Origin of the sequence: Teredinibacter waterburyi, assembly GCF_001922985.1 — a bacterium.
Taxonomy (GTDB): domain Bacteria; phylum Pseudomonadota; class Gammaproteobacteria; order Pseudomonadales; family Cellvibrionaceae; genus Teredinibacter; species Teredinibacter waterburyi.
In genome coordinates this window covers 80350-94044 of sequence record NZ_MRUH01000123.1, presented here as the reverse complement: position 1 = coordinate 94044, position 13695 = coordinate 80350, and the positions used below count along the sequence as shown (strand labels likewise).

10 protein-coding genes are annotated in these 13695 nt (G+C 47.9%); 1 reads left to right on the top strand and 9 read right to left on the bottom strand.

Going from position 1 to position 13695, the window contains the following annotated elements; genetic code table 11:
* Nucleotides 1-124: 124 nt before the first annotated feature.
* The 7 genes from lpdA to sdhC all read right to left on the bottom strand — a co-directional run bounded on the left by lpdA (nucleotide 125) and on the right by sdhC (nucleotide 9501).
* Complete coding sequence (gene lpdA, locus IDZ20_RS09255) at nucleotides 125-1579, bottom strand: dihydrolipoyl dehydrogenase (protein ID WP_188151148.1); 1455 nt, start codon at nucleotides 1577-1579, stop codon at nucleotides 125-127.
* Between the two features lie 92 nt (nucleotides 1580-1671).
* The gene (gene odhB, locus IDZ20_RS09250) at nucleotides 1672-2919 is read right to left on the bottom strand and encodes a 2-oxoglutarate dehydrogenase complex dihydrolipoyllysine-residue succinyltransferase (RefSeq protein WP_188151147.1); all 1248 of its coding nucleotides are present in this window, start codon (nucleotides 2917-2919) and stop codon (nucleotides 1672-1674) included.
* 231 nt (nucleotides 2920-3150) lie between these two features.
* Nucleotides 3151-5991 carry a 2-oxoglutarate dehydrogenase E1 component gene (locus IDZ20_RS09245; RefSeq protein ID WP_188151146.1) on the bottom strand — a complete coding sequence of 947 codons (2841 nt, stop codon included), beginning with the start codon at nucleotides 5989-5991 and terminating at the stop codon, nucleotides 3151-3153.
* Nucleotides 5992-6258: 267 nt separating this feature from the next.
* Nucleotides 6259-6963, bottom strand: coding sequence for a succinate dehydrogenase iron-sulfur subunit (locus IDZ20_RS09240; protein WP_188151145.1), 705 nt, complete (start codon nucleotides 6961-6963; stop codon nucleotides 6259-6261).
* A 26-nt stretch (nucleotides 6964-6989) separates the two neighbouring features.
* A complete protein-coding gene (gene sdhA / locus IDZ20_RS09235) occupies nucleotides 6990-8762 on the bottom strand; it encodes a succinate dehydrogenase flavoprotein subunit (protein ID WP_188151144.1) in 1773 nt (590 codons plus the stop codon).
* Nucleotides 8762-9133, bottom strand: a complete 372-nt coding sequence (gene sdhD, locus IDZ20_RS09230; protein ID WP_188151143.1) for a succinate dehydrogenase, hydrophobic membrane anchor protein — start codon at nucleotides 9131-9133, stop codon at nucleotides 8762-8764. Before sdhD ends, sdhA begins: the two co-directional genes overlap by 1 nt.
* On the bottom strand, nucleotides 9127-9501 hold the full coding sequence (gene sdhC, locus IDZ20_RS09225) for a succinate dehydrogenase, cytochrome b556 subunit (protein WP_188151142.1): 375 nt from the start codon (nucleotides 9499-9501) through the stop codon (nucleotides 9127-9129). The genes sdhD and sdhC overlap by 7 nt, the downstream gene beginning before the upstream one ends.
* A gap of 1240 nt (nucleotides 9502-10741) precedes the next feature.
* On the opposite strand from sdhC, the gene gltA reads away from it, so the two are divergent.
* On the top strand, nucleotides 10742-12055 hold the full coding sequence (gene gltA / locus IDZ20_RS09220; RefSeq protein ID WP_188151141.1) for a citrate synthase: 1314 nt from the start codon (nucleotides 10742-10744) through the stop codon (nucleotides 12053-12055).
* Between the two features lie 98 nt (nucleotides 12056-12153).
* Here the strand turns inward: gltA and IDZ20_RS09215 are convergent, their stop codons facing one another.
* Together IDZ20_RS09215 and IDZ20_RS09210 are read right to left on the bottom strand one after the other, a co-directional pair.
* On the bottom strand, nucleotides 12154-12858 hold the full coding sequence (locus tag IDZ20_RS09215; protein WP_245792228.1) for a transglutaminase-like cysteine peptidase: 705 nt from the start codon (nucleotides 12856-12858) through the stop codon (nucleotides 12154-12156).
* A 143-nt stretch (nucleotides 12859-13001) separates the two neighbouring features.
* Nucleotides 13002-13685, bottom strand: coding sequence for an arylesterase (locus tag IDZ20_RS09210; RefSeq protein WP_188151140.1), 684 nt, complete (start codon nucleotides 13683-13685; stop codon nucleotides 13002-13004).
* Nucleotides 13686-13695: the final 10 nt, after the last annotated feature.

Sequence of the window (13695 nt, the reverse complement as noted above, 5' to 3'; positions counted from 1 at the left end):
GAAAATCAGTTTCCGATTGCCGAAATATTCCGGACCTTGGTTTGACATCACCTCAAAAAGTGAGCCAATGCGCTGATTATTATTTAGTAATAGCGAGTAAAATTTTCGAAAAAGAAAACTCCCGCTATTTGCGCCGTTTTTTATTGGGCATATGAATTGCGTGCCCATTGACTGCCAAAGCCGCTTCTTTTACTGCTTCGGAGTAAGTTGGATGGCCAAATACTGTCATACCAATATCTTCAGCACTTGATCCAAACTCCATCGCGATAGCGACTTGCTGTACCAAATCTGGAGCACTCGGACCGACAATATGGCAACCTAGAATGCGATCGGTTTCTGCGTGAGCGATCATTTTTACCATGCCGTCGCTCTCATCAGCCGCTACTGCGCGGCCAATCGCCAAAAATGGGAAGGTTCCTACATTGTAGGGCTCGCCATCCGCTTTAATTTGTTCTTCAGTACGCCCTACAGCCGCGATTTCTGGGTGGGTATAAATAACATTCGGGACGATGTCGTAGTTCATAACCGTCTTCTGACCAGCGATACGTTCAGCCACCATTACGCCTTCTTCTGAACCTTTGTGCGCAAGCATTGGGCCACGCACAACGTCACCAACCGCCCAAACACCCGGCGCGCTTGTAGAACACAAATCATTTACGTAAATAGATCCGCGCTCGTCGAGTTTAACGCCGCTGTCTTCAGCCAACAAACCATCGGTGAACGGACGACGGCCAACGCATACGATTAACTTATCAAACGTTTCGGTCGCTTCTTTGCCTTCTTTGTCGGTATAGGTAACAACAACTTCCTTACCCTTTTTCGTCACTTCAACTTTTGAACCGGTAACGCGACAACCGAGGCGAATATCCAAGCCTTGCTTCTTATAAATCTTGTTGGCTTCTTTGGCGATCTGCTGATCCATAATTGCCAGAAACGTTTCCATGGCTTCCAACAAAACCACTTTGGAACCGAGCCGAGTCCATACACTACCAAGCTCAAGACCAATTACACCTGCGCCAATAACACCTACACGATTTGGAACTTCTGTGAATTCTAAAGCGCCGGTGGAATCGACAATAACATCATTATCAATAGGGGCGACTGGAATGGCTATCGGAATAGAGCCGGAGGCAAGAATAACGTTATCCGCCTCTAACACTTCTTCCTTACCTTCAAGATTTACATACTGGACTTTACGGTTAGCCAATAATTTACCTGTGCCAAAAAGCGAGGTTACTTTATTCGCCTTAAACAAACCCGATACACCACCAGCCATTTGCTTAACAATTTTATCCTTACGAGCAATCATCGCAGGAACATCAATTTCAACTTTTCCGGTAGAAATACCGTGATTTTTAAAGTTGCTATGAGCCTCGTGATACTTGTAAGAGCTATCGAGTAAAGCTTTGGAAGGAATACAACCCACATTAAGGCAAGTACCACCGTTAACGCCTTTTCCTGCTTTGTCTTTCCACTTTTCTATACAGGCTACGTTCATACCCAGCTGTGCAGCACGAATAGCAGCCACATAGCCCGCCGGACCCGAACCGATAACGATAACGTCGTATTTGTTGGACATTGGTCTATCCCCAAAAAAATTAAAATTGTGCAAATATTTATGTGAAATTGAATAAGTACGCCGATAGAACTATCGACGTACGAATGGTCGAATTAAAGCTCGAGTAAAATACGCGCGGGATCTTCGATCATATTTTTGATCGCCACTAGGAATTGAACTGCTTCTTTTCCGTCAATCAAGCGGTGATCGTAGGACAGAGCCAAATACATCATTGGCAGAACTTTTACTTCACCATTTACAGCCATTGGCCGCTCTTGGATTTTGTGCATTCCCAAAATCGCTGCCTGTGGCGGATTCAAGATTGGAGTCGACATCAACGAACCAAAAACGCCACCGTTGGTAATGGTGAAGGTTCCACCCATCATCTCGTCTATGCTAATTTTTCCGTCACGAGCACGCATACCAAAATCACGAATGCCGCTTTCAACATCAGCGAGGCTCATGTTCTCCGCATTACGTAACACCGGAACAACCAAACCCTTCTCGGTAGATACTGCCACGCCAATATCTTGATAACCGTGATAAACAATATCGTTACCGTCAAGCGAAGTATTAACCGCAGGCAGCCGACGCAGGGCTTCTACTGCCGCTTTAACAAAAAAGCCCATAAACCCTAAGCGAGTACCATTATGAGATTTTTCAAACTGCTCTTTATATTTAGCCCGAAGCTCCATAATAGGAGCCATGTTAACCTCGTTAAACGTGGTTAACATGGCCGTTGATTGCGATGCTTCTAACAAGCGTTCTGCAATACGTGCGCGCAATCGCGTCATGGGTACGCGCTTTTCTATACGCTCGCCTCGCATCGGCGCTGCAGCCGGTGTTTGCGCAGGTGCTGCGGATGACTTAGTGCTGGGGGCAACCGGCGTTGCGGGTGCTGGAGCGGCTGGAGCGGCTGGAGCGGCTCCATTTTTAATATAACTAGCAACATCTTCTTTGGTAATCAGACCGCCTTTTCCGGTACCGGAAACGGCGGCTAGATCGATACCTTTTTCACTCGCCATCTTTTTCGCAGCTGGCGCAGCCACGATTTCGGCGCTGGAACTTTTAGCTGCCGGTGTTGATGACTCACTAGATGCAGCCGCCGGAGCTTCGCCAGCAGAACCGGCAGAAAAAATTGCAATAACCTCGTTACTGACAACGGTTTCGCCTTCACCTTTTACAATTTCCTGTAAAACACCATCGGCTGGAGCTGGCACTTCTTGCACGACTTTGTCGGTTTCAATATCGACAATCACTTCATCGCGCGAAAACGCTTCACCAGGTTGTTTGTGCCAGGTGGCAATGGTGCCTTCCTGAACAGATTCGGGAAAAGTCGGGACTTTTATTTCGTTACTCATTCCAGATTTGTCCTTGTCGCTTTTTAGCAAAGTACGCGCTATTTAAATTTAGTTACTTACAATTTAACGTCTTACAATTTAGCTATTTTCATTTTTACCGGTGAACCTAGCTATCAATGTTCAACCCAAAACCCAATCTTCTGCCGCTGCGTTAATTTTGGGGGTAACGCGCGACTTAAAACGTCGAAGCCAGCAGTTTTGTGTTCCGCTGGCCACACTCCTTTTATCCTATTAAGCGCTAGTATCCAAAGCGCCCGATACAAATTTATTCAGCTCATCAAGGTGAGTAGACATATACCCAGCAGCAGGAGCCGATGACGCGGCTCGCCCTACGTAGCGCAGATAGGCATCATCATTAACACGTTCGATTACTCGGCTAATACGATGCTGAGTTAAATACCAAGCGCCCTGATTATGCGGCTCTTCCTGACACCAAACATAATCGGTGACGTGAGGGAACGCTGAAAATGCTACTTTTAACGCCTCCTCTGGAAACGGGTAAAGCTGTTCGATTCGAATAAGCGCAATATCTTTTTGCTCATTTTCTTCACGAGCTTCCAGCAAATGGTAGTAGACCTTGCCGCTACAGATAATCACTCGTTTAACGTCTTTCGGCTCCACGCTGGTGTCCGGAATGATATTCTGGAAAGTCCCGTCAGCAAGTTCTTCCAGCGTACTAGTCGCAAGCTTATGGCGTAAGATCCACTTCGGACTCATCACGACTAATGGACGGCGCATTAAGCGTATCGCCTGACGGCGCAGCATATGATACACCTGCGCTGGAGTCGTTGGGTTGCAAACTTGAATATTGTTTTCTGCACATAACTGCAAGAAACGCTCTAGACGAGCAGACGAGTGCTCAGGCCCCTGCCCTTCATAGCCGTGCGGCAACAACATAACCAAGCCACACAAACGCTGCCATTTATGCTCGCCACTGGTAATAAATTGATCGATCACAACTTGAGCGCCGTTGGCGAAATCACCGAACTGCGCCTCCCAGATAACGAGACCACCGGGAGATGTCGATGCATAGCCATACTCGAATGCCAACACCGCCTCTTCCGACAGAAACGAATCAAAAATATCAAACTCAGGCTGATCCGCTGAAATGTTTTGCAACGGAATATAACGCTCGCCGTCTTTTTGATTATGGACAACCGCATGGCGATGAGAAAAGGTTCCTCGCCCGACATCTTGCCCAGTAAGACGTACTTTATAGCCCTGCCTCAACAAGGTCGCGTAGGCTAGCGTCTCTGCCATCCCCCAGTTAATAGGGACTGCACCACCAGCCATTTTACGACGATCGTCATAAATTTTGGCAACTTGACGCTGTACAATTATGCCGTCGGGAACATGGCTAATGGCGTCGGCTAGCTGCTGCAAATCTTTTATTGGGTAGGTACTATCGTAAGGCGTGTGCCAATCATGGCCGATGTAGGGGCTCCAGTTTACAAAGAGGCTGGAATCGGGCTCACTCACCAAACCACGCGCAACATGCTCACCACGATCTAGTGCCGCACGGTATTTCGTCGCCATTTCTTCGGCTTCTTCCGCCGTAACAACTGTTTCATTTACAAGTTGTTCAGCATACAAGGTACGGGTGGTCTTTTGGGCTCGAATCGCCTTGTACATAACCGGCTGAGTAGAGGATGGTTCATCGGTTTCGTTGTGACCGCGACGGCGATAGCAAACTAAGTCGATAACCACATCTTTGTGAAATTCGTTGCGGTAATCTGCAACCAAATTAGTAACGTAAGCAACCGCTTCAGGGTCGTCGCCATTAACGTGAAAGATCGGAGTTTCAATCATCTTAGCAACATCGGTTGCGTAGATGGTGGAACGGGCATCTTCTGGCAAGCTAGTGGTAAACCCGACTTGGTTATTCACGACAATATGGACAGTCCCACCAGTTTTATAGGCGCGGGTTTGTGACATCTGGAAGGTTTCCATTACCACGCCTTGACCGGCGAATGCCGCATCACCGTGGATCACAACCGGAACAACCATATTGCCTGTAGTGTCATCGCGTCGATCTTGACGCGCGCGTACAGACCCTTCAACTACTGGGGCAACAATCTCCAAGTGAGATGGGTTAAACGCCAAAGCCAGATGCATTTCGCCACCAGGGGTCATCACATTAGATGAGAAACCCTGATGGTATTTTACGTCGCCCGAGGTATCGACCAGCTTCTTCCCCTCAAACTCGCTAAAGAGCTGAGAAGGATTCTTACCAAGTACGTTAACCAAGGTATTTAAACGACCTCGGTGCGCCATACCGATAACCATCTCCTTGGCACCATAACCACCACAGCGGCGAATCAAGGTGTCGAGCAGTGGAATAAGGCTTTCACCGCCTTCTAAACCAAAGCGTTTGGTACCCGGATACTTACTATCAAGGTGGCGCTCTAAGCCTTCTGCCGCCGTTAATCTACGCAGAAGGTTACGCTTAGCTTGCTCACTAAAATTCGGTTGCGAGCGCGTGCTTTCGAGGCGTTTTAGCAACCATCGACGCTCGTCGTAGTCGGTAATATGCATGATTTCTGCGCCGATAGATCCGCAGTAAGTTTTTTCAAGATCGGAGATTAGATCGCGCAGCGCAGCTTCTTTATAGCCAAACGCAAGGTCGCCAGTTTGGTAGAGCGTGTCTAGATCGGCACCATTTAAACCATGAAAACCAAGATCAAGATCTTGCGGCGTCTTGCGCTCGCGCAGGTTTAATGGGTCAATTTTGGCTTTCAGATGACCACTTAGACGGTAAGCATTAATCAGTTGTACAACTTCGACCTGCTTGCGCTCGTGATTGTTGGTGGCCGTGCCTGATGAGCCTGGAATAACCGCCGCACGGGTGCGATTACGACCAAGAATTTCAAAGTACTCAATCACCTCGGAATGACGAACATCCGATCCGCTCGCGCCATTCACTTTGGGAAGCTTTTCGAAATATTCGCGCCACTGCTCTGGTACTGCATTGGGGTCTTGCAGATAGGTTTCGTAAATCTCTTCTATATAAGCAGCGTTACCGCCAGAGATAAGAGACGTACTCCAAAGCGATTCCATTGAACTTTCTTGCATTGTATTTTTACCGTCCCGCAATCTTGTTGAGACAAAAATTCAAGCGGTCAAAAAGACCTCTAACAAACGATCATCCGTATCTATATTGTAAACCCGGAGCAACTACCACAAACGTGGACACACTAGGCGAAACAACAGTGACACGCACCTTTTAATATTTAAGTCTAGAAGCAAAGCAAAAACTAACCCAGTTTTTAACGGCGCTGAGTGAAGTTTGCAAAAACCTCTACGCCGATCAACGCTAAGATCGACGGGTTTGCGACGAGACTAAGCGCCGCGATGTAATAACATGTTGCGAATATGACCAATCGCACGTGTTGGGTTCAAGCCCTTTGGACAGACATCCACACAGTTCTGAATACCGTGACAGCGGAAAACACTGAACGGGTCATCCAACTTAGCTAAGCGCTCATCAGTCGCGGTATCTCGGCTATCGGCCAAAAAGCGATAGGCCTGAAGCAATCCCGCAGGACCGATAAACTTGTCTGGGTTCCACCAAAATGATGGGCAGCTGGTCGAACAACAGGCACACAAAATACATTCGTACAGACCGTCAAGCTTCTCACGTTCTTCCGGCGATTGCAGGCGTTCAATAGCCGGCGCTGGTGTGTCGTTTTGAAGGTAGGGGTCGATTTTATGGAATTGATCGTAAAACTGGGTCATATCAATTACTAAATCGCGCACAACAGGCAGGCCTGGCAAAGGTCGCAGCACCAACTTGTTGCCCTTAACGCTTTCAGACAAAGGCGTAACACAGGCCAAACCATTTCTGCCCGAAATGTTCATGCCATCTGACCCGCAAACACCCTCGCGACAAGAACGGCGGTAGGCAAGGCTAGCGTCTTCTTCTTTTAGAAGCTCGAGCACGTCCAACACCATTAAGTCTTTGCCTTTGGTGTCGATTTCGTAGGACTGCATATAAGGAGCTTGATCGGTCTCCGGATTGTAACGATAAACTTCAACTTTCAGCATGTCTTGGTCACCCAACATTACAAGATTTAATAGGTACGAATTTTAGGTTCAAATGCGTCCATCGTTTTTGGCGCAAAGTTTACGGCTCGCTTACCCACGCGCTTATCGACTGGGTAATACATGGAATGGCACAACCAGTTTTTATCGTCTCTATCTTGAAAATCATCACGAGCATGAGCACCGCGAGACTCTTTTCGCTCTTCTGCTGCTATCGCCGTCGCTTCAGCAACCTCAAACAGGTTTTGGATCTCTAAGGCTTCAATACGCGCTGTATTAAAAGCACCACTCTTATCGCTAAGCCCAACATTTTCAACGCGCTCACGCAGATCGGCCAATTTACGAATGCCCTCTTGCATAAACTCGCCTTTGCGGAAAACACCGAAGTGGTTCTGCATAATGCCCTGCAGCTCTGCACGTAATACTGGTGCAGACTCAGTGCTGTTTGATGCATTGACGCGATTCAAGCGTGACATACCCGCTTCAATATCAGTCTCTGAAGGCGCACGCATTTCGATACCTTCGCGTAACGACTTCTCGATAAACAAGCCCGAGGCACGACCAAACACCACCAAATCCAGTAGCGAGTTACCGCCAAGGCGGTTCGCCCCGTGAACAGATACGCAAGCAACTTCGCCACAAGCGTAGAGCCCGTCAATTACCTGATCGTTGCCGTCGGCATCTACCGTGAGCGCTTGTCCGTTAATATTGGTCGGAATTCCGCCCATCATGTAGTGGCACGTTGGCACTACCGGAATGGGTTCTTTAATTGGGTCGGCATGAGCAAAGGTTCGCGACAACTCAAGAATACCTGGCAAGCGCTGGTTTAAGGTGTCGGCACCCAAGTGATCAAGCTTCAAGAAGACATGGTCGCCATTTTCGCCGCAGCCACGCCCCTCTAAAATTTCTAATACCATCGAACGAGCAACAACATCGCGCCCCGCCAGATCTTTTGCGTTAGGAGCATAACGCTCCATAAAGCGCTCACCATCCTTATTTACAAGATAACCGCCTTCACCGCGGCAGCCTTCTGTAACCAAGACACCGGCACCGTATATACCGGTTGGGTGGAACTGCCACATTTCGATATCTTGTACGGGGAAGCCCGCGCGCAACGCCATCCCGATGCCATCACCGGTGTTGATATGGGCATTGGTAGTAGAAGCGTAAATTCGGCCTGCACCGCCAGTCGCCAAAACAGTAGCTTTCGACTTAACAAAGACCGTTTCGCCGTCTTCAATGTTAATTGCAATAACGCCACAAACAACGCCGTCTTGGTTTTTAACCAAATCAACCGCAAACCACTCGTTCAAGAATACCGTGTTACTTTTTACATTACCTTGATAAAGGGCATGAAGTAACGCATGACCCGTTCGGTCTGCTGCCGCACAGGTACGTGCCGCTTGACCGCCGCGCCCGAAATCCTTCGACTGCCCACCAAATGGACGCTGGTAAATACGGCCGTTTTCAGTTCTTGAAAAAGGGAGGCCCATGTGTTCGAGTTCAAAAACAGCCTCTGGACCAACCGAGCACATATACTCGATTGCATCTTGGTCGCCGATATAATCTGAGCCTTTAACGGTGTCGTACATATGCCACCGCCAGTCATCATTTTCATCAGAACTGCCAATAGCACAGGTAATACCGCCCTGAGCGGATACAGTGTGCGATCGTGTCGGGAAAACTTTCGTGATAACCGCCGTTTTAAAGCCTGACTGTGCCATTTGTAATGCGGCGCGCATACCCGCACCGCCACCGCCAATCACTATGCCATCGAATGATATAGTACGCATGTTACCCATTAACTTAACCCCCAAATAATTTCCACACCCCAAACTACGAAGGTTACGCAAATAAGGACATATATAAGCATAGCGGTCATACGTAAAAACAATGCTGAACCACCAACCATGCGCGTAGTAATGTAGTCTGTAAGCACACCCCACAGCCCTATCCAACCATGCGCGACAGTACTAACTAACGCTAGCAAGCTAAACACTCGCATCCAAAGCGTGCCAAACAGGCCAGACCACTCAGCGTAAGTTAAGTTTGGGTGACAAATAATAAAACCCACCAAAAACAAAGTGTAAGCCGCCAGAACAATCGCGGTAAAACGCTGTATTAGCCAATCGTGAAGGCCACTACGCCCCCAATTCGTTACTGCCGTTACCATAACCAAACCCCCAAACCCGCGATCATTAACAAAGCCACTGCGAACATTAGCTTGGCACCTAGTCGACCGCCTTCTAGCGATTCACCAAAGCCAAGGTCCATGATGAGGTGTCGAACACCTGCAGCTAAGTGATAAGCCAACGCCGAAAGCACCGCCCATACGATAAGCTTCGCCCAAACAGCCGACATTAGCTGCTGCAATTCAGCAAACGAGTCTTCCGAAGATAGGCTCATATCCAGCATCACCAACAACAGCAATACTCCAGCAAGTAATATCACACCGGACACCCTGTGTGTTATTGACGCTATCGCCGTTATGGGGAACTTGACTGTGGAGAGGTCTAGATTAACCGGTCTTTTATCTTTCACGATGTAGTTGCACCTTGCATTCAAGAGTTGAAAACATAGTATGAAAATTTGGATCTGAGGCGCACCAACCTAAATAAGTCGGTACCGCCATATATCGCACGTGACTGTTTCACCGAACGACGTAATACATTGCTGAATCAGCGTTTGGATAACCAACTCAGCTATAAAACAAGGGCGCGACCGGCCTTGCAACTTTAAGCACCTGCGCGAAACCTAAAACAACAAAGCTATAACCGAACTAACTTATCCGTATAACTGGCAAAACACCAAGCGCTTAACAACGAAAAGTACTTTAGTTTAAAAGTACGCGCCATTGATAGAGTCGGTTTTCTCTAGACGGGGCAAATCAAGAGCCTCACCCAAAATACAACTCAACAGGACTGAACTCTGCACCGAACAAGTGGCACTGATCGACGACCAACACAATTTCGAACATGAAAATTGCGCCAAAAAAACGTTCACATAGTCCGCCAAAACCGCGCGGAATTATAGTGATCGCACACCAAAATTACAATTATTTATAAGCACTTAGCACGCTTTTGGACCAGTGGCCCCAGCCTTCCCGCGCACCAATTTGGTTAACTTATCAAATTATTCACCACAATGGATCGTTATGCTCAAATTTCACTCACGCCCAGTTAAGTAAAGCAGGTTTTTTTGATTCTGCTTTGCATAAGGCTACACCTAAAACCTCAAAATTATCTATAATCCACGCGCCCGCAGCCGATCAACTTTAAGAAGCTCACCCATTTTGGTTCAGCTAGCACTAAAATTGATAGCCATCGACATATCGCTATCACGCGTGATAACAAGACGGCCTGCGGACAACGCCTTCATTAGACGACGTTTATTGATTTAAATAGAGCTTCTAGCGCGCACTAACCCTAAAGGGTTTCCATCTAAAGGCTTATTCAAATGTTAAAGTTAGCTTTAACGCGATGTAAGTGACGATTAACGCGTCAGCCACGCGAGGTTACTCTTTAGCATAGCTTTCCTCAACGACTCAAAAGAGAACCGAGGAAAGCTGATCGGGAACCTGGCACATGTAAAAAACGATTCACGCTGTATCTGCACCTACAAAGGTTATAGATCAGCCAAATTGATCGCAACCTGCTCAGAGCCGTACTTTATATTCGCCACCCACTCGGCGATTGTTGAAATCTGGTTTATGATTGGGGAACGCTCATCTCGCGGCTTCTAGAATTACTGCAGCCGGCACACAGAAATACAGGAGTCCAAAATGACTGACAAGAAAGCCACGCTCTCGATTACAGGGCTAAACGACCCCATCGATTTGCCCGTTTTAAGTGGCACGGTTGGGCCCGACGTCTTAGATGTCCGCGCCCTTGCAGGTAATGGCTACTTCACCTACGACCCAGGCTTTGTATCAACAGCGTCCTGCGAGTCTAAGATTACCTATATTGACGGCGACGCAGGTGTGTTGTTACATCGCGGCTATCCAATCGATGTTTTGGCAAAAGAATCTGACTACCTCGAAACCTGTTACCTGCTGCTTCATGGCGAACTCCCCTCCAAAGCTGAATACACCGAATTTGTTGATATAATCACCAACCACACCATGGTGCACGAGTCGATCGCTCGATTTTTCCGCGGATTCCATTACGACTCTCACCCAATGGCAATGATGTGCGGAATAGTGGGCGCCCTTTCGGCCTTCTATCACGACTCTCTTGATATTAGCGACCCGCGCCACCGCATCATTTCCGCACACCGTTTAATAGCCAAAATGCCTACGCTTGCCGCAATGTGCTACAAACACTCTCAGGGCCAGCCTTTCATGTACCCAGATAATGATTTAGGGTACTCGGAGAATTTCCTCCACATGATGTTTGGCACGCCTTGCAACGACCCCTACGTTAACCCGGTTATCGCTCGCGCAATGGATCGCATATTCCTGCTTCACGCGGACCACGAGCAGAATGCCTCTACCTCTACTGTTCGTCTCGCAGGCTCATCTGGCGCCAATCCATTCGCGTGTATCGCTGCCGGTATAGCGACTCTTTGGGGCCCTGCCCATGGCGGCGCAAACGAAGCCGTGCTGGAGATGCTTGAAGAAATTGGCGACGAAAAAAATATCGACCAGTTTGTCGCTCGCGCTAAAGATAAATCCGACCCTTTCCGCTTGATGGGTTTCGGGCATCGCGTCTACAAGAACTTCGATCCTCGCTCTAAAGTTATGAAAGAAACCTGTGATGAAGTATTAGCCGAGCTGGGCTTAGAGAACGATCCTCTATTGCGTATCGCCAAGCGTCTTGAGCAAATAGCGCTCGAAGACGAGTACTTTATCGAGAAAAAACTCTACCCTAACGTCGACTTCTACTCCGGCATTATTATGAAAGCGATTGGTATTCCAACTGATATGTTTACAGTGATTTTTGCAACTGGACGCACCGTTGGCTGGATTGCACACTGGCACGAAATGATCACAGACGGATACAAAATTGGTCGCCCGCGCCAGCTCTATAAAGGCTATGCAAAACGTGACTTTGTAACACGTGACGACCGCCCAGCAGTTAATCCAACCAACTTCTAAACGATTCTGCCAACTTCGCACACTTACCTCTGCAGATTAAAAAAGGCCGCTATAAAAGCGGCCTTTTTGTATAGCTGAGCAACCTAAACATTCACTCACTAGCGCTTGATCAACAACTTCATCCGCTCCTTCAACTGGTACCACTGCGGCAAACTCTGGTCTGGGCTGCGAGCCAACTTGCGATCCCGCTCATGCGCCAACCAAAGACTTTCGGCGTCAAAACTATAAATGGGGATCAAGTCTGGTCGCTGCGAAGCCGGTAGAATTTCGTGTTTAATATTATCTAAAATTAGCGGCTCTGAATCTGGCGTTGGATAAAACGCAAGTACCATATGCGCCTGATTGTAAGTGACCGATTTCACATAGGTAAGCCGCAACTTATCTGGGTCAATTGCGGTCGCTTTAAGTGTGAAGTATTTCCCAATTGAGTAATCTTCACAGTCGCCGCCATTTGACGCAAGCGTTTCTACTGGGGTAGCCCAATAGTCTTCAACCCCCCAATGTTGCAAGTCGGAAATCCATTCCACTTGATTAAAAAAATCATTGGCGTTGACCATCTTCTGCATATCGCTGAGTTCAGTATTATTGCGGTCTGCAAGCATCATCTGCTCCCAGCGCTGCACCCGAGTCCTAGCAAGACCACCCCACTTGCTCGCCACTTCACTCAAGCTCTCGTCAGACACAAATAAATAGCCGTAAGCGCCCGCAGGCAATATCAGCCCGAACAACAGCAACCCCATCAGCAGAAAGACAGCAAAGGCAGACGCCGAATAACGAGCAGGCGGAGGATGCAGGGCCAACACCCCGCGCCTCCGCTTTATGTAAGACTTAGAACTCATTACCCCAGTATAGTTAACGAATCACTCCACCGAGGCTACCGAATGCCAATACCACTAGAACTTTTATTCTGAATTTGCCCCTGAGTACGAACTCAATGACCTAAAGTTCACAGCAACGCCTCTAAACTCGACCAAATGTTTTGTAAAACTATTGGTTGACCTGCCGCCGTAGGGTGTAGACCATCAGCTTGCATAAGTTCGCTATTGCCCGCGACACCGTCGAGAATAAATGGCACTAAGGCAACCCGGTTATACTCAGCCAAATGACTGTATTGATCAAAAAAAGGCCCAGTGTAGCGAGCCCCTAAATTTGGCGGCAAACGTGTACCAACCAGTAGGACTTTTGCTTTTGCAGCTAGGGCGATATCAATCATTTTTTGTAAGTTAGACGTAATATAAGGAACCGGCTTACCTTGCAAACCATCATTCGCACCCAACTCTAATATCATAAGGTAGGGGCGATATTGCTGAACTAAGCTGGGCAAACGTTGTAGACCGGCTGCAGTTGTAGCTCCTCCAGCAGATGCATTAAAAACCACGTAATCGCTATAGGCTGGCGTTGTCGCCAAGCGCTGCTCGAGCAACGTCACCCAACCCGATTCAACGGCAAGATTGTAAGCAGCGCTTAAACTATCACCGACAACGAGAATATTTCTTTTGCCCTCAACAACGTCGGGCTCAGCATTTAGCAACGGCGCGACAGTAAAAGCGCATGAAAAAAATACAAGCAAACGGCAGCGAACAAAAAACAACCAAACTGCTGTAAATGTCGTAATTAAAGACGAAATCATAAAATGGCTT

What these genes read in the sequence shown, in the direction of transcription:
- lpdA (WP_188151148.1), bottom strand. Translation starts at nt 1,579, where the DNA reads ATGTCCAACAAATACGACGTTATCGTTATCGGTTCGGGTCCGGCGGGC.
- IDZ20_RS09210 (WP_188151140.1), bottom strand. Translation starts at nt 13,685, where the DNA reads ATGATTTCGTCTTTAATTACGACATTTACAGCAGTTTGGTTGTTTTTT.
- sdhA (WP_188151144.1), bottom strand. Translation starts at nt 8,762, where the DNA reads ATGGGTAACATGCGTACTATATCATTCGATGGCATAGTGATTGGCGGT.
- gltA (WP_188151141.1), top strand. Translation starts at nt 10,742, where the DNA reads ATGACTGACAAGAAAGCCACGCTCTCGATTACAGGGCTAAACGACCCC.
- sdhD (WP_188151143.1), bottom strand. Translation starts at nt 9,133, where the DNA reads ATGGTAACGGCAGTAACGAATTGGGGGCGTAGTGGCCTTCACGATTGG.
- IDZ20_RS09245 (WP_188151146.1), bottom strand. Translation starts at nt 5,991, where the DNA reads ATGCAAGAAAGTTCAATGGAATCGCTTTGGAGTACGTCTCTTATCTCT.
- IDZ20_RS09240 (WP_188151145.1), bottom strand. Translation starts at nt 6,963, where the DNA reads ATGCTGAAAGTTGAAGTTTATCGTTACAATCCGGAGACCGATCAAGCT.
- odhB (WP_188151147.1), bottom strand. Translation starts at nt 2,919, where the DNA reads ATGAGTAACGAAATAAAAGTCCCGACTTTTCCCGAATCTGTTCAGGAA.